We start from the raw sequence: 15,968 nt of genomic DNA on the forward strand, positions 1-15,968 counted from the left end.
TGATTACTGCCCCATTGCGGCGGTGGCCGCAGGCAGCCGGATATCAGCCGGCTTCCACCAGGTAGCGCCGCACCAGCGGCGCGGTATCGCCGACATGGAAAGCCAGCTTGCGCTCGCGCAGCGCAACGTCCGACGCGGTAACGCGGTCGAAGCGGCGCAGGTGCTCTATCCATGACTCGTCCACGATCTGCTCGACATAGCGGCCCGGGTCGGAAATGTCGTGCAGAAGATCCCACTTGAGCGCGCCCTGCCGCAGCCGGCTGCGCCGGCTTTCCAGCATGATCGCGCGGAATTCCTGTTCATGCCGGGGGTCGATGATGTATTCGATGGTCACCACCACATGGTTGCGCTGCGGCGGCAGGTCGAAGACTGGCGCCTTGAGTTCCCGCGATGGCGTAAGGTCTTCCTCGATGCCGCGGTCCACCACCAGTCGTTCCGCAACCAGCATGGCGAGCGTTCCCGTCACCGCCGCCAGCGCCAGGCTGATCTGGACCGTCTGCAGCGTTGCCACCTGTCCCCATGCCGCCGCGCCGGCTGCGCTCGCACCCATGATGGCCATCTGGTACATCGACATGCCGCGCGCCCTTACCCAGTCCGGCAATCCCAGCTGGGCCGACACGCTCAGGGAGTTGGCCGTCGTGATCCATGCGGTGCCGGCGAAGAACATGGCGGCCACGGCCACATAGACGTTCGGTGCGAAGGCGACCACGAGTGTGGCGAGGGATTGCAGCATGGTGCCCCGCACCACCAGCACGTCGCGCGTCATCCTCCGGCGCAGCCGTGGCAGGAACATCGCGGCGGCAATGGCGCCCGATCCCATCGAAGCCAGCAGCAGGGTGAAGGTGCCGGCGTCCCCGCCTTCCAGCCCGCGTGCAACCAGCGGCAGCAAGGCGAGCAGCGCTGTCGAATGAAAGAAGAATAGTGAAATGCGCAGCAGCACCGCCTTCAGCCTCGCCGATTGCCTCACGAATTGCACGCCCACGCGCATGGCGCTGACCAGCCGTTCGCGTCCAAGCGGATTGGGTGGGCGTTCGTAGCGCCAGCGCATGATCACGAAGGCGCACGCCAGCGACAGCAAAGCGTTGAGCGCGAACACATAGACGCTGCCGGCGCTTGCAATCAGCGCACCCGCGATCAGTGGACCGACGATGCGCGATGCATTCATCGCTATGCCGTTGAGCGCAAGGGCGAGCGGCAATTCGTTGCGCGGCACCAGTTCCGGGACAATGGCGGCAAACACCGGCCACCGCATCGCCAGGCCGATACCGTTGGCGAAGGTCAGCAGGAGCAGCAGCCAAGGCGTCATTACGCCTGCAACAATGGCGACTGAAAGGATCACGGAGACTGCGGCCACCCAGAACTGGGTCAGGATGAAATAGCGACGGCGATCGAGAATGTCGGCAAATGCGCCGCTCGGCAAGCCAAGCAGGAATACCGGCAGGGTGGACGCCGTCTGCACCAGCGCCACCCAGATCGGCGAAGCCGTCAGCGAAGTCATCATCCATGCCGACGCAACGTCATTCATCCACATGCAGATGTTGGCGGTCAGCCATACGCTCCAGAGCATCCGGAAAACCGGGCGTTTCAGAGGCAGGAAGGGGGACAGCGAATCAGTGGCCGCACTGGGCGGCAGGCTTTGTTCGGGCGAGGAATCTGGTGAAGGCTGGGGTTGCATCAGGGAATCGAGGCGGACGGTTATGCTCGCTTCGAGTATTCCACAATTCTCCGAAACGGACTGTACTTGCCTCAACCGTGCAGGAACAAGTCCGAATGGCGGCGCCGAATCATCGCCTGCATTCACGACGACGGGATTCCTGGCCGCTGTCGATATGGCTCGTCAAACTGCTGAGCAAGCAACTGTCAACTAACGGTTGCCATTGCGTAAACGGCAAGTGTGAATTTAGCGACAAGTCGACACAAATTCTTTCCTTTCGGAATTCAAATCCCATCGCGTTCGATAAAATACCGGCATGCATAAAGCTCTCCGCAACGGGAGCGGAAGCTAGTCTCGCTGACGCATCGGAATCGAAGAAGCCATGGGTATCACGAACATACATAATGCGGCCTCCTTCCAGGAGGAAGTTCTTGCTTCTCTGAAGGAACTGGATCGCCTCAATCAACGCAAGACCTCGACCCTCGCCACGCTGGCCAAGCATTTCTCGCAATTGCTGAACGAGAAACTGGTGCCAGGCGCGGTGATCGATCTCAGGGATTTCAACGGCGGCGCTTACAAGGCCAAGGTAATCAACGGCACGCATGTACAGAACACGCCGTTCTTCCGCGTCGACCAGGCGCCGGTCATCGCCGTGGACGACAGGCCGCTCAACTCATCGTGGACGATGGTGGCCACGCCGCTGCGGCCGGCCGACATGAAGCCTTATTTCAGTGCGGTCACGCTCCAGGGCTATGTGTTCCAGGGACGCGCCGAGATCGACTTCAACGCTCCGGACAACGACAACATCCTTCATCATCTCGACACCTGGGAACGCGCGCAGCGCTCCAAGGCATCCTGAGCGCCCTGATTGCGCCGGGCGGCGCAGTCGCACTTGCCAGTGCCGTTGCAATTGCCGTCGCCGAAGAGCGCGGCCATGTCCAGCATGTCGGCCATGGCCTTGTACCCGGCGTCGCCCGGATGGAGATGATCTCCGGAGTCGAACGCCGGACTCAGGCGCGCGGGACGATCGGGATCGCGCATCAGTGCATCGAAATCCGCAATCGCATCGAATTCGCCGGCGCTGCGTATCCAGTGGTTGACGGCCTGGCGCAGTCTTTCCTTTTCAATACTGTAATGCCCTTCGAGGGGCGTGCCGCGCAATGCGCCCTCGAACGGGAGCAGTGTGGCGCCCACGATGCGGATATCGTGCATTCGCGCCTGGGCGATCAGCTGGCGATAACCGGCGATCAGCTCGTCTGCCGTCACCGGAGCTTCATGCGGCGCGAAGGGGCCGCCAGGCCAGCCGATGTCGTTGATGCCCATCAGCAGAACCACCGTGCGCACACCCGGCTGCCCCAATACGTCGTGTCCGAAACGCGCCAACGCATTCTCGCCCATGCCGTTGGTAAGCAGGCGGGCACCCGATATGCCGGCATTGGCGACGGCGACCCCGGCGCCGGCGAATCGCTCGGCGAGGAAATCCGGCCACCTGCGGTTGCGGTCGGGCGTGGAACCATTGCCGTCGGTGATGGAATCGCCGAAGACGACCACGGTGCGCGTTTCTGGTGCCGCATCGACCAGCACGCCCGTGAGAAACATCCTGCCCTTGAGCAGGCGCTGCGCGTCGATACGCGGCGAACCCGTGGCATTGCCGGCGGCGATATAGCCGATCTGCTGGTCACCCCAATGAAATGTCTCGGGGCTCGTCGGCCGCGGGAAGTAGCTCGACACCGCCAGGCGAGACAGCGGCCGGACTTCCAGGTCAACCGGATCGCTCACTACCGTGGCGCCGGGCGGCACGGTGACGGAATGTCTCCCGCCGAAGCTCAGCCGCCTGTCCGATCCTTCGACGATAGCCGAGCCGTCGCCGGCTTCGGCCACATGGACTTCGCCGAACAGTACCGGCGCCTTGCCGTAGCTGTTTGACAGCGAAACGCGAAGGCGGCCGCCGCCGCTGCTGATCCTCACCGTCTCCCTTACCGTCTGCTCATGCAGCAGTTCCGGCAGCTGCGTCGGCAGCGGGAAATCCTTCCGCCATACCGGCTGCGGACTGGCATACCAGGATGTCACCCAATGGCTTTTCTTCGCGCCTTCGGCGGCGAGCGTACTTGCCGTCGCGGAGAGCAGCATCGCCGCGACATACAGTCGATGAAATTTCATGTCTTGCTCCTTGTCGATATGTCCAGCCCAACGATAGGTTATGCGGGAAACTTGCGGAAGATGGTTAAACTGACTAGGCTTTATTCCAAACTGGAATAAGGGAAGGCGATGGACTCACTCCGTTCCATGAAATACCTGGTGCGCGCGATTGAACTCGGCAGCCTGTCCGCAGTAGCCCGCGAGCAGGGAACGACGCAACCGACGGTATCGAAGATGCTGGATGCGCTCGAGAGGAGCCTTGGCGTCCGCTTGCTGGAGCGCAGCACCAGCGGACTGGCGCCAACCGACCAAGGAATGCGTTTTTATGAACGCGCCAAGATCGTGCTGGAGGAATTCGACAACGCGGTGGCCGATGCACGGGGGCTGACTGAAAAACCGGCAGGGCTGCTACGCATCAACGCGCCTGTCGCGTTTGGCCAGTTTCGCCTTAATGCAATGGTGCAGCAATTCCTGACGCTCCACCCCGACATCGACATCGAGCTGATACTCAACGACCGCTTCGTCGACCTGGTCGAGGAAGGTGTTGATATTGCCCTGCGCCTCGGGGATTTCCTGCCGCCAAACGTCGTCGCGCGAAGAATCGCGACATCCGAGCGTCTCCTGGTGGCGGCGCCGGACTATCTGAAGCGACGGGGCAATCTTCGCCAGCCCGACGATTTCGACCGGCATGACTACATACGCTTTGCCTGGGCGCCAGCCGGCGACACGATCCAGCTGCACGGCCCGGGAGGCATGGTCGAGGTCAAGACCCGCGGCCGCTACCGGGTCAACAATGCGATCGCCATCCGCGAGAGCCTGGCAATGGGCGCGGGAATAGGACTGTGTCCCGCTTGGCTGGTGCATGATCTGTTACAGTCGCGCCAGCTGGTTCGCGTGCTGCCGGATTGGAGCGCCGCGCCGCAGGAACTATTCATGCTGATTCCTTCGCGGCGATATTTTCCGCTGCGCGGCAAGCTGTTCATGGAATTCATTGAATCACAGCTCGGTCAACTGCCGGGTTTCAGAACCGCAGACAAAAGAACGCTTCCCTGAACCCTCTTTCAAGCAACTTCCACCGCACGCAATGGTCAGTTCTACAACAAATCAATTAGCGAAATGCAATGTTAAAAAATGAATCGGGTGCGGGTGAGAATGCAGGCGCGGAGGCGGACAAGGAGGCGGCCGGGCAGGCAGTCCTGCTTCAACTGGAACAGTACAGGTTCCTGGCCGAACTCGATGATGCAATCCGTCCCCTGGTCGATCCCGACGAGATAACCCATACCGCCGCCACCGTGCTGGGGCGCCACCTCGATGTAAATCGATGCGCCTATGCCCATGTCGATGCCGATATGGGCAGATTCACGGTCACCGGCAACTATATCAACGGCGTTTCCAGCATTAAAGGTGAATACCAGAGCGCGGCATTTGGCGCCGAATTCGTGCGCTTGAGCCAGCTGGGCATACCTTATGTCGTGGAAGACACTGAAACCGATGAGCGGGTCCGTGACATTCGGGAAGCCTATCGGCAGACCGGCATCCGCGCCGTTATCAGCGTGCCTATCCTGAAAGCCGGCAAGTTTGTCGCCGGCATGGCGGTACACCAGGCAGCCGCGAGGCGCTGGCGCGACGATGAAATCAAGCTGCTGACCATCGTAGCCAACCGCTGCTGGGAATCGATCGAGCGAAGCCGCATGGCCGACGAGCTGCGCGGTGCCGAGGAGCGCATTCGAAGCAGCCGCGACTATCTGCGCTTGCTGATCAACTGCACCGAAGAAGGGTTCTACTCCGTCGATCGCGAAGGCGTGACGATCATGTGCAATACCGCGTTCCTGAGGATGCTCGGTTTCGAGCGCGAGGAAGACGCAGTAGGAAAGAAACTGCACGACGTCATTCACCACTCCCGGCATGACGGATCGCATTATCCGGTGGACAGTTGCCCCATCTACCTGGCCGCGAAGCACGGCCGGCCTGCGCACGTGCAGGATGAACTCTTCTTCCGGCAGGACGGCTCAAGCTTCCTTGTCGAATACCGTGTGCAGCCGGTGTGGCGCAACGGCCAGCTGGAAGGAGCGGTGTGCACCTTTGTCGACTTGACCAACCGGAGGAATACGGAAAGGGCGCTGCAGAAAAGCCAGGCGCATCTGCAGTCCTTGTTTGAACAGACCGCGGCCGGTCATTGCGAGACCGATCTCACCGGAAAAATCTTGCGCGTCAACGACCGGTACTGCCAAATCGTTGCGCGTACCCGCGAAGAATTGCTCACCCTTCGCATGCAGGACATCACGCATCCCGACGATCTTGTCGGGAATATTCCGTTGTTCAAAAGAGCGGTCATGCACGGCGAAGCGTTTGAAATTGAAAAGCGCTACGTGCGGCCGGACGGCACCTCCGTCTGGGTCAACAATTCCGTCAGCCTCATCCGGAGCGCGGGTGACGACGCTGATTCAACGATTCTGGCGGTCACTCTGGACATCAGCGCGCGCAAACGCGCCGAAGAAGCGCTGCGCGAAGCGGACCGGCGCAAGGATGAATTTCTTGCCATGCTGGCGCATGAACTGAGGAACCCGATGGCGCCCATCCTCGCCGCGGCCGAGCTGATGGAAGTGGCCCAGCTGGATGCGGCGCGGGTGAGGCAAACCAGCAGGATCATCTCGCGCCAGGTCCGGCACATGACCGGGCTTGTCGACGACCTGCTGGACGTGTCGCGAGTCACGCGCGGCCTGGTCAAGCTGGTGATGGCGGACCTCGATGTCAAGGATGTCATCGCCAGCGCCATCGAGCAGGTCCGCCCGCTGCTCGAAGAGAAGCGCCACCGCCTAAGCCTGGAATTGGACGCGGAGCCGGCCCATGTAATGGGCGACCAGAAGCGCCTGGTCCAGATCTTGACGAATCTGCTGAACAACGCCGCCAAGTTCACGCAGGAAGGCGGCAGCCTGCGCCTGGCCATGCAGGCGTCCGACCGCCATGTCATCCTGCGTGTGGCAGACAATGGGACCGGAATCGGTCCGGACCTGCAGCCGCGCATCTTCGATCTGTTCACGCAGGGCGAGCGCAGCTCGGACCGCTCCCAGGGCGGCCTGGGCATCGGACTTGCACTGGTTAAAAGCCTGGTGGAAATGCATGGCGGTACGGTCGCGTCGCACAGCGAAGGCGTGGGAAGGGGCAGCGAGTTTACCGTTTCCCTGCCGCGCATCCGTAGCCGGGATACGTCGGCCGCGAAGCGGCATGAAATGACGAGGATCATCGCGACGGGCCGCAAGAGGCGCATTCTCGTTGTCGACGACAATGCCGATGCCGCGCAGATGCTGGCCATGTATCTCGAAGTCGCGGGGCACGAGGTCCTGGTCGAGAATAGCTCGGTGCGAGGCCTGGAGCGTGCCAGGATTGAATTGCCCGATGTATGCATCCTCGACATCGGTTTGCCGGAAATGAATGGCAATGAACTCGCATTGCACCTCAGGGCGCACACTGGAACGGCCAGGACCTTGCTGATCGCGGTGACCGGCTATGCTCAGGAGCAGGACCGCGAGAGAGCCATGGCATCAGGATTCGATCATTATCTGGCCAAGCCGGTGGATGCGGGAAAGCTCCTCATGCTGCTTTCCTGAGGAAGGCGAAAGGTCCCTGGATCCCTGGAGACAGGCCAGGATTCCGGAAATCTCTGCGATTTCCGCGATCTCCGCAATCTCCGAGACACCGCTGATTCATTCTTCCAACATGTTCAGATAGTCGGCAATCCTGTCCGCCACGATGCGTACCGAAGGCAGTTGGCCGCGGCGATGCGGCATCAGCAGCGTCGTGGTCACGGACCCGGCGGTCCAGTCGTTCAGCACGCGCACCAGGCGTCCGTCGCGCAGGGCGGCGGCGCACAGGCGCCAGGGCAGGCACGCCACTCCGAGTCCCGCGCAGGCGGCGTCCAGCAGAAAGCTTGACTCATCGGCCGACATGACTGCAACCGGGCGGACTTCGATTTCCTCCTTTTGCTCATTCCGCAGGCGCCAGGTGCTTCCAGCGCCATGCACCATGAGCCCGTCGTGCATCGCCAGGTCGGAAGGATGGATCGCCGTTCCGCGACGGGCGACGTACTCCGGAGAGGCAACCAGGTGAATGTCGTCGGCGCCTATCCGGCGCTGGACGAGGCCCGAGTCGGGAAGAGTCGCAAAATGGTCGCGCACCGCGATATCGAACCCTTCCTGCACCACGTCGACGAAACGGTCGGAGGCATGAAGCGCGATGTGGATTTTCGGGAATTCCCTGGCGAGTTCTACCAGCGGCTTGCGCAAGGCGTTCTGCGCCGTAGGAATGGATGCCGTAATCCTGACCATTCCGCTGGGTTCCGCGAGCCTGCCCCTGACCACATCTTCCGCGGCTTCCGCTTCGATCACCATCGCCATGGCATGACGATAGAACTCCTGTCCTAGTTCCGTGACGGTGAAGCGTCGCGAGGAGCGTTGAATCAGCCGCACCTTGAGTTCGCTCTCGAGTTCGGAGACCCGCTTGGCCAGCGTGGATTTCGGTATGCCAAGGCGGCGCGAAGCCGCGGCGAATCCGCCGTGGTCGACGACGCGCACGAAATAGTGAAGATCATTAAGGTTCAACATGAGCACTATCGTCCATATTTGGAGACGATGATTCTACATTTACCCATATTTCGCTTCAACGTCCATGCAGCTACGATGACAACCCATGGATGACTTTACTTGCACACTCAACCCATCTTGAAAGGAATCAGCAATGGAACCCGTTTTGTTTTATGGCGTACCCAGCGGATGCTCGTTGGCGAGCATCATCGCTCTGGAATGGCTGGGGCGGCCGTATCGATTAAGCCGCGTGGAAATGATGGAGCAGCCCTGGCCATCTGCTTTCGCGCGCATCAATCCGAAAATGAAGACGCCCGCGCTCGTGCTCGGGGACGGCGATACGCTGACCGAAAGCCTGGCGATACTGATGCATATCGCCCGCCGAGGGCAAGAAGGCAGCGGAACCACTGAAAGGATACCGTCGCGTGCCGCCGGCGCGAAAAGTCCGGACGATGGGCTTGCCGAAATGCTGGCATACCTGACCACGGATTTCTTCAATGCCTTCGGGCCGCTGTGGCTGGCCTATGAATCCGGCGAGCTTGACGCCGGCAGCAAGGCCATGCTGCGCAAGCTTGGCGAAACGGACGTCAGGCGCGAGTTCGCATACCTGAACCGGCATTTGGCGAAGAAGGACTGGCTGCTCGGCGGTGAAGTCCCGACGGTCGCCGACGCCTATCTGTATGCGGTTGCCCGATGGGCGGATTATCACGACATCTTCAACTTGGAACGGGAGTATCCGGAAGTTTTCAGATTGCTCTCGAAACTGCGGCAAGAGCCTGCGGTGCAATTTGCGGTTGCGATTGAAAACGGCGAAGACGTGCGCGGCAACGGCGCGTTCCTGGGGCATGTGACGCTGCAGGATGCACTGAAATGAAATGAGATGAATGAGATGAAATGAGAGCAGGCATCAGCCAGATGGCCGCGGCTGCCGGCATGATGCCCCAATGCCCCGATGTCAATGCGCGATGAAATTGCCGCTCGCTTCGCGCACCCAATCAGCCGGTCAGCCGGTCAGGCCGTGGACCCGACTATCGGCCTGACAGCGCAGCACAATGTCAGGACGGATGCCCGGCATGATTGCCTGCATCGGATGCAAGGGCAGGCATGCCAGGCCGGGGCAAAGACGATATGCGCGATCGCGTTTCCCGCAACGACAGATCAATGGTGATGGCCGTGGGGGCCATGCACGTGCCCGTGCGAGATTTCTTCCGTGGTGGCTGCACGCACATCCGTGACGTTGAGGTCGAAGCGCAGCGAAAGACCCGCGAGCGGATGGTTTCCATCCAGGGTCACTTGCTCGTCGTCGAATTCGGTCAGGGTGAACACAACACGTTGAGCATCGTCCCCGGCCTCTACCATCCCTTCGAACTGCATGCCGACCTCAAGCTGCTCCGGCAGACGATTACGAGGCTCGACCTTTACCAGCTCTTCATCGTAGTGTCCGAACGCATCGGAGGGCTCTACTGCAACCGTCGCCGTATAGCCTGTCTCCTGGCCTTCCAGCGCAGCTTCGATCTTTGGCAGAGTATTGCCGTATCCGCCATGAAGGTACACCATGGGCTGCTTGCTCTTGTCAATCTGGTTGCCGTCTGCATCGGATAAGGTGTAGTGGAGCGAGACCACGGTATCTTTCGCTATCTTCATATTGAAGCCCTTTCGTTGTGAGGCATCTATTGTAACGCCGGCCGTGGCGGCGCCTGATGTTGACGCAACGTAAGCAAGCGCACGTCTGGAAATGGCTTGAATGGCGGGAATAGTGCAAAGATGACCACATCCGAACATGTTAAAGCGGAGTGATATGCAAGCTACATGACATAGTATCTTGAGCATTGATCGCATGCCCAGTAAGTTAAAGACCGTCTTCTTGCGTACATAATTCGATATCGGCACTTCAATTTTAAGCAAGCCGTTAGGCTAAAATAAGAAATCCGGCTAGTCGGGTTCTACAACGCCAGCCCATTTTTAGAGCTCCCATGCGCACTGCTAGAACTTGGCATCTCCGACAACTATTGATTCTTCTCGCGGCCATCGCATTGCTGCCCGTCCTACTGGCGAGCGGTTGGGCGGTCCGGATCACAATGGAGCAGCACCGCGCGGAAGTCGAGCGTTCAGCGCTCGATCTTTCCCGCGCTCTCGCAACGTCGGTCGGCACCGAACTCGAAGCGACAATTGCTTCCTTGCGGACTCTTTCGCAATCGCCGGCACTCGTTGATGACAATCTGCCTGCGTTCTATCAGACCGCGCTGACGGCTCGGCGGTCTCACCCGTCATGGCAATCGGTGATCCTTGCCGATGCACAGGGACGGCTGTTGTTCAACACGGCCCGGCCCTACGGCGACAGGTCCGCTCGCATCGTCGACTCCGAAAGCCTTCGCAAAGCCCTGGAGACTGGCCAACCGGCGGTAGGGAGTGCCCTCGTCGGCCCGCTTGGAATTCTGGCGTTTCCCGTGCGCGTACCCGTTCATCGCGACTCGGAGGTTAGCTACGTGCTCAGCGCCGCCGTCGTTCCGGAGCGTATTCTCGAGATCCTGCGTCAGCAGAAGGTGCCCGACGATTGGGTGATTGCGGTGTTCGACGCTTCGGGGCAGCGTGTGGCGCGAACAAAGGAACACAATAGCAATGCTCCATCGCCTTCACTCTCGAAACTCCTGGCCAGTGCGAAAACCGAAGGAGTCGGAATCACGACAACCCTGGAAGGCAAGGAGTCGGTCACAGCCTTCACTCGCGTTCATGGACACAGCTGGTCTGTTGCGGTCGGCATTCCTGCATCGGGTTTTGGTGAACAATTCTTCCGCGGCGCCTACCTGTATCTAGCCGGTGTCCTTGCTTCGCTGGCCGCCTGGGTGGTCGCCGCGTCCTGGCTTTCCAGCCGGATTGCCGGCGCCGTGGACCAGTTACAGAAGCGCGCGACAAAACTGGGCCGTGAGGGAGAAGTTCTGTCGCCGGCAAACAGCCAGATCCATGAGATAGATAAAGCTGACGCGGCACTGATTGCGCTGTCCCGGGAACGGGCGCAAGTCGAGCTGGAGCGGGAACGACTGCTTGCATCGCTGAATTCGGCGCTCGAAGCCTCGCGGCTGGCATTGTCGCAAGCCGAGGAAGCCGGACGGGCCAAGGATAACTTCCTCGCCATGCTTGGCCATGAAATGCGCAATCCGCTTGCTCCGATTGTTTCCGCGCTTGAGCTGCTGGATCTTCGCGGCGATGAAAGAAGCGCCAAGGAGAGGGCGATCATGCGCCGGCAGGTCGACCGTCTGCATCGTCTGGTTGACGACCTTTTGGATGTGTCGCGCATCGTCCAGGGCAAGTTGCAGATCCGCAAGGAAAAAGTGGACCTCAGGCAGATCGCAGTGAGCGCGCAGGAATCCGTTCGTCATGCGGCGGAGGCGGCAGGTACGCGTCTCGAGCTCGATCTTGCAGACCTGCCGCTGACGGTCGAGGGGGATCCGGGAAGACTGGAGCAGGCTGTCACCAATCTATTGTCCAATGCAATAGGCTTTGCCGCGGGCGAAACGGTAAGGCTGAGGGTTACGCGCGAGGGCATGGACGCCATCCTGGTAGTCGAGGATAGCGGAGCAGGAATGGATGCGGCGACGCTGGCGCAGATATTCCAGCCTTTTTTCCAGGCGCCGCAATCACTGGCTCGCTCACGAGGCGGCCTCGGCCTCGGGCTGACGATTGTCAGCACCATCGTTGAACTGCATAACGGCCGGATCGAGGCAAGCAGCCGTGGAATTGGTTTGGGGAGCCGTTTCGAGATACGCCTGCCAGTCGCATCGCTGGAACAGGGGCCGGCGTGCGACCTGGCGGAGGCCTGCATGAAAGTGGGCCGCAGGGTGCTCGTCGTCGACGATAACATAGATGCCGCCGAGTTGATTGCGGCCGGGCTCATCGCGGCAGGCCATGAAGTACGTATGACGCATTCGGGTCGGGATGCGCTCGCACTGATCAGTACCTTCCAGCTTGAGGTCGCGATCCTGGACATCGGCATGCCGGAACTCGATGGCTACCAGCTGGCTCGCATGATGCGCAGCGATGACATTGCCTGGAACGGCCATCTGATCGCGTTGAGCGGTTACGGGCAAGCTCAGGACAAGGAGCGAGCCCGAGCCGCGGGGTTCGACCATCATTTCACCAAGCCTGTCCGCCTTGACGAGCTGGACCGGGTCATCTCCACGCTGTTGAGGGTATAGGCGAATTGCGGATCGAGCCGGCTTAGGCGCGTCGCATGGCTGTCGTCAGTACCGAACGGATAGCGCCGGCACCCGGTTTGGCCGGCTTGTTCATGTGGCCTCGGCTCAGTTGGAGCTGGTCTGGTCCATTCCGGAAGGCCTCGTCAATCCTTGGGGTCCATTCCCGATGATTGCGAGTGATGCACCCATGCCGGCCGCGAAATATTGCGGCAGGATAACGACGGCTGCCCGTGCCGGACGCAGCAGGTTCTTTGAAGACCGTTCAAGATATCGAAACACTCCTTGTACCTTCGCCGTCGCTAAAAGACACTTTCCGCATCTACATACAAGGAACAGACATGACAGCGACTCGCTCGGGCACATCGGCGGCCTCCGGGCCTCTTTCCGGCATACGCATCCTCGACATGGCGACGGTCCTCGCGGCGCCTTTCAGCGCAACGCTCTGTGGCGACATGGGAGCCGAGGTCATCAAGCTCGAGCTTCCGGATGGCAGCGACTCGCTGCGCACGCTTGCCCCCGTCGACCTTTTCTGGAAGGTGACCAATCGCGGCAAGAAAGGCATCACTCTCGACGTGCGCAAGCCGGAAGGCAAGGCCGTGTTCCTGAGGCTGATCGCAACCGTCGACGTGCTGGTCGAAAATTTTCGCACCGGGACGCTGGACAAGTGGGGACTTGATATTGCCACGCTGCATCGAGCCAACCCGAAGCTGATCGTCCTGCGCCTGACGGGTTTTGGCCAGACGGGACCATATGCATCCCGTCCGGGCTTCGCAAGAATTTTCGAGGCGATGAGCGGTTTCGCCAACCTGACCGGAGACGCTCAGAGCGGCCCGCAGCACATGAATTATCCACTCGGCGATGTCGTCTCCGGCCTGTTCGGCGCCTTTTCCATCGCCACCGCGATCGCGCAGCGCGCAAGGGATCCGCACCAGAAGGGCATCGAGATCGATCTGTCGGCGACCGAGGCGATGATGCGCCTGCTGGACCCGCTCGCGGCCGAGTACGAAAAGGAAGGCGTCGTGCGGCAGCGGGCGGGCAACCGCGCCACCTATACCGCGCCGTCGAACATGTACCGCACCGGCGACGGCGCCTACGTCACGGTGGTGGGATCCTCCGCCGTCATATTCCGGCGGCTGTGCGATGCGATGAAGCAGCCCGAACTCGCCGACGATGAACGGTTTTGTTCCAATCCGGCCCGCATGAAGCATGTCGATGAACTCGACGGCATGATCGCGGCCTGGTGCCTGTCGCAGGATTTTGCGGACGTGGCGGCGGCGCTCGACGAACACGGCGTCCCCTACAGCAAGATTTATTCGATTGCCGACGTCGCGGCCGATCCGCATTATCGGGAGCGGCAGGCATTGATCAGGCTGCCCGACGGCGAGCACGGTTCGCTGCCCGCGCCGTGCATCGTGCCGCGCATGAAGGGCTTCGAGCCCGAACCGCCGCGCACCGGTCCGGCCGTCGGCGAGCACAACGCCGAGGTCCTGGCGGCTCTGGGCCTGACCGATTCCCAGATCGAAGGCTTGCGGACCGCGGGCATCATCTGACCCATCTAGCCTATCTGATCCGCTCGTGGGCGGCCGGCTATACTGTGTTCATGCAGCACCAACATCGCAGGAGCCGTACCAATGAAGGCTGACGAGCCGGCCATGGAAAAGGATCCGCAATTCGCCACCACGCTTGCGCGCGGCATCGATATCCTGCTCAGCTATCGCGTGGGCGAATCGGTGCTCGGCAACCGGGAATTCGTGCAGCGTACCGGGCTGTCGAAAACCACGGTGGCCCGCCTCACGCATACGCTGACGAACCTGGGATACCTGCGTCACGACGCCGGCCTGGAAAAGTACCGGCTGGGACCCGCCGTGCTTTCCATGGGTTATCCCTTGCTGGCGAACATGCAGATCCGGCAGATTGCGCGGCCCCTGATGCGCGAACTCTCCGAACAGACCGGGGGCGCGGTGTCGCTTGGCATCCGCGACCGCATCAACATGATCTACGTGGAAACGTCCCGCTCTACCGACAAGCTGGTGATGACGCCGGACATCGGAGCGCCGCTGCCCATCCTGACCACGGCAATCGGACGGGCATGGCTGTCGCAGGCGCCAGCCGACGAACGCAAGGCGGTGCTCAACCAGATCCGGGTGAAGGATCCGGAACACTACCGCCGCTTCCACCAGGCCGCCATGCAGGCGATGAAAAGCTATGAGCAGCGCCGTTACTGCGGCAACCGCGGTGAATGGCGCAGCGACGTCTACGGGTTTGCGGTTCCGCTGTCGCGGCCGGTCGAGTCGAATCTGTTCGTGTTCAACTGCGGCATCCCTTCCGCCACCGGCTCCTATGCGGCCGTCGAGCGCGAGGTGGCGCCCAAGCTGGTATCGCTGGTACGCAGCGTCGAGGTGATGCTCGGCTTTACCTGAATGCTCATGCAATCCACGGGATTCGCGGCTTCACAGGTGCGGTCTCAAAGGTGCGGTCTCAAAGGTGCGGCGGAAACAGGGCCGTCTCGACCTGCCGCACCATGTCGATCAGGCCCGGCGCCAGCTTGCCTTCGATGGTGTCGCCCTTGAGGCGGCCGGTCAGCACGCCGCAATTGAAGACCAAAATTTCGCCGTCGACCGGAGTTCGCATCGGCACCGCGATCGCATGCACGTCCTGCTGCCATTCGCCGCGTGATATGCAGTATCCCTTCCCGGCCAGGTCGGCTCTGGCGTCCGCGGCGATCTTGGCATTCGCAGCGTGCCGCTCGGGATGGGTCCGGCTGATCTCATCGAGCAGCCGCGCGCATTCATCCAAAGGTGCCTGGGCCAGCCATGCGCGGCCCATCGCGCTGCTCATGACCGGCAGCGATGCACCGATATCGGGACGAAAGGCCAGCGCATCGTGTCCCCGGCTGGTCTCGACATACACCATGTTGGTCCTGTCGCGTATGCCGAGCGATACCGAGCCGCCGGCATGGTCAGCCAGCGCCTTCATCAGCGGCCGCGCGATCTGCCTCACCCGCAGGCTGGCCAGCAGCGGATAGCCCAGCGACAGGGCGGTGGGCCCGAGCTGGTAGCGGCGCAGATGTCCATCGTAGGTAAGGAGGCCGCGCGCCATCAGCGTGTAGGTCAGGCGCGAGACGGTCGCCTTCGACAGGCCGCTCCGTTCGGCCAGCTCCTTGTTGCTGAGCCTGGGCGATCCTACGCCGAAGCATTGCAGCAGGCTCAGGCCATGGGCGAGAGTGGTCGCGAAATTGGGATCGGGATGGTGGGCAGGGCTGCGCATGAGGGACCGGGGCGTCGACGGAACATGCCGGCAATCTTACCTCTCCTGAGCGGATCGGATTCGGATTGGCGTTCAAGATATCGAAACAATGGTTTCACATTGCCGGGGTTCTGGCTAGTCTGGGACCTGACACAT

12 protein-coding genes are annotated in these 15,968 nt (G+C 61.3%); 7 read left to right on the forward strand and 5 right to left on the reverse strand.

Going from position 1 to position 15,968, the window contains the following annotated elements; genetic code table 11:
* Positions 1-43: 43 nt before the first annotated feature.
* The gene (locus RY831_RS17435) at positions 44-1,675 is read right to left on the reverse strand and encodes an MFS transporter (RefSeq protein ID WP_326507652.1); all 1,632 of its coding nucleotides are present in this window, start codon (positions 1,673-1,675) and stop codon (positions 44-46) included.
* 361 nt (positions 1,676-2,036) lie between these two features.
* On the opposite strand from RY831_RS17435, the gene RY831_RS17440 reads away from it, so the two are divergent.
* A complete protein-coding gene (locus RY831_RS17440; RefSeq protein WP_326507653.1) occupies positions 2,037-2,513 on the forward strand; it encodes a hypothetical protein in 477 nt (158 codons plus the stop codon).
* Here RY831_RS17440 and RY831_RS17445 read toward each other — a convergent pair.
* Entirely contained in the window at positions 2,468-3,814 is a 1,347-nt protein-coding gene (locus tag RY831_RS17445) for an SGNH/GDSL hydrolase family protein (protein WP_326507654.1), read from the reverse strand. The genes RY831_RS17440 and RY831_RS17445 overlap by 46 nt on opposite strands.
* Positions 3,815-3,922: 108 nt before the next feature.
* Here RY831_RS17445 and RY831_RS17450 point away from each other — a divergent pair, with 108 nt between their 5' ends.
* Together RY831_RS17450 and RY831_RS17455 are read left to right on the forward strand one after the other, a co-directional pair.
* Positions 3,923-4,846 carry a LysR family transcriptional regulator gene (locus tag RY831_RS17450; protein WP_326507655.1) on the forward strand — a complete coding sequence of 308 codons (924 nt, stop codon included), beginning with the start codon at positions 3,923-3,925 and terminating at the stop codon, positions 4,844-4,846.
* 68 nt (positions 4,847-4,914) lie between these two features.
* Positions 4,915-7,401, forward strand: coding sequence for a hybrid sensor histidine kinase/response regulator (locus RY831_RS17455; RefSeq protein ID WP_326507656.1), 2,487 nt, complete (start codon positions 4,915-4,917; stop codon positions 7,399-7,401).
* A gap of 96 nt (positions 7,402-7,497) precedes the next feature.
* Here the strand turns inward: RY831_RS17455 and RY831_RS17460 are convergent, their stop codons facing one another.
* Positions 7,498-8,394: a LysR substrate-binding domain-containing protein gene (locus RY831_RS17460; protein ID WP_326507657.1), complete on the reverse strand. Its 897-nt coding sequence runs from the start codon at positions 8,392-8,394 to the stop codon at positions 7,498-7,500.
* 133 nt (positions 8,395-8,527) lie between these two features.
* Between RY831_RS17460 and RY831_RS17465 the strand changes: the two genes are divergently transcribed.
* Complete coding sequence (locus RY831_RS17465; protein ID WP_326507658.1) at positions 8,528-9,247, forward strand: glutathione S-transferase family protein; 720 nt, start codon at positions 8,528-8,530, stop codon at positions 9,245-9,247.
* Positions 9,248-9,531: 284 nt separating this feature from the next.
* Here RY831_RS17465 and RY831_RS17470 read toward each other — a convergent pair whose 3' ends face one another.
* Positions 9,532-10,017: an FKBP-type peptidyl-prolyl cis-trans isomerase gene (locus tag RY831_RS17470; protein ID WP_326507659.1), complete on the reverse strand. Its 486-nt coding sequence runs from the start codon at positions 10,015-10,017 to the stop codon at positions 9,532-9,534.
* A gap of 434 nt (positions 10,018-10,451) precedes the next feature.
* Between RY831_RS17470 and RY831_RS17475 the strand changes: the two genes are divergently transcribed.
* The 3 genes from RY831_RS17475 to RY831_RS17485 all read left to right on the forward strand — a co-directional run bounded on the left by RY831_RS17475 (position 10,452) and on the right by RY831_RS17485 (position 14,986).
* Positions 10,452-12,566: an ATP-binding protein gene (locus tag RY831_RS17475; RefSeq protein WP_326507660.1), complete on the forward strand. Its 2,115-nt coding sequence runs from the start codon at positions 10,452-10,454 to the stop codon at positions 12,564-12,566.
* 338 nt (positions 12,567-12,904) lie between these two features.
* Positions 12,905-14,116: a CaiB/BaiF CoA transferase family protein gene (locus RY831_RS17480; RefSeq protein WP_326507661.1), complete on the forward strand. Its 1,212-nt coding sequence runs from the start codon at positions 12,905-12,907 to the stop codon at positions 14,114-14,116.
* An 81-nt stretch (positions 14,117-14,197) separates the two neighbouring features.
* Positions 14,198-14,986, forward strand: coding sequence for an IclR family transcriptional regulator (locus RY831_RS17485; RefSeq protein WP_326507662.1), 789 nt, complete (start codon positions 14,198-14,200; stop codon positions 14,984-14,986).
* 58 nt (positions 14,987-15,044) lie between these two features.
* Here RY831_RS17485 and RY831_RS17490 read toward each other — a convergent pair whose 3' ends face one another.
* Positions 15,045-15,833: an IclR family transcriptional regulator gene (locus RY831_RS17490; protein WP_326507663.1), complete on the reverse strand. Its 789-nt coding sequence runs from the start codon at positions 15,831-15,833 to the stop codon at positions 15,045-15,047.
* Positions 15,834-15,968: the final 135 nt, after the last annotated feature.

It is taken from the genome of Noviherbaspirillum album (assembly GCF_035916955.1).
GTDB classification, from domain to species: Bacteria; Pseudomonadota; Gammaproteobacteria; order Burkholderiales; family Burkholderiaceae_D; genus Noviherbaspirillum; species Noviherbaspirillum album.

What these genes read in the sequence shown, in the direction of transcription:
- RY831_RS17450 (WP_326507655.1), top strand. Translation starts at nt 3,923, where the DNA reads ATGGACTCACTCCGTTCCATGAAATACCTGGTGCGCGCGATTGAACTC.
- RY831_RS17485 (WP_326507662.1), top strand. Translation starts at nt 14,198, where the DNA reads ATGAAGGCTGACGAGCCGGCCATGGAAAAGGATCCGCAATTCGCCACC.
- RY831_RS17480 (WP_326507661.1), top strand. Translation starts at nt 12,905, where the DNA reads ATGACAGCGACTCGCTCGGGCACATCGGCGGCCTCCGGGCCTCTTTCC.
- RY831_RS17465 (WP_326507658.1), top strand. Translation starts at nt 8,528, where the DNA reads ATGGAACCCGTTTTGTTTTATGGCGTACCCAGCGGATGCTCGTTGGCG.
- RY831_RS17460 (WP_326507657.1), bottom strand. Translation starts at nt 8,394, where the DNA reads ATGTTGAACCTTAATGATCTTCACTATTTCGTGCGCGTCGTCGACCAC.
- RY831_RS17435 (WP_326507652.1), bottom strand. Translation starts at nt 1,675, where the DNA reads ATGCAACCCCAGCCTTCACCAGATTCCTCGCCCGAACAAAGCCTGCCG.
- RY831_RS17470 (WP_326507659.1), bottom strand. Translation starts at nt 10,017, where the DNA reads ATGAAGATAGCGAAAGATACCGTGGTCTCGCTCCACTACACCTTATCC.
- RY831_RS17490 (WP_326507663.1), bottom strand. Translation starts at nt 15,833, where the DNA reads ATGCGCAGCCCTGCCCACCATCCCGATCCCAATTTCGCGACCACTCTC.
- RY831_RS17475 (WP_326507660.1), top strand. Translation starts at nt 10,452, where the DNA reads ATGGAGCAGCACCGCGCGGAAGTCGAGCGTTCAGCGCTCGATCTTTCC.
- RY831_RS17455 (WP_326507656.1), top strand. Translation starts at nt 4,915, where the DNA reads ATGTTAAAAAATGAATCGGGTGCGGGTGAGAATGCAGGCGCGGAGGCG.
- RY831_RS17445 (WP_326507654.1), bottom strand. Translation starts at nt 3,814, where the DNA reads ATGAAATTTCATCGACTGTATGTCGCGGCGATGCTGCTCTCCGCGACG.
- RY831_RS17440 (WP_326507653.1), top strand. Translation starts at nt 2,037, where the DNA reads ATGGGTATCACGAACATACATAATGCGGCCTCCTTCCAGGAGGAAGTT.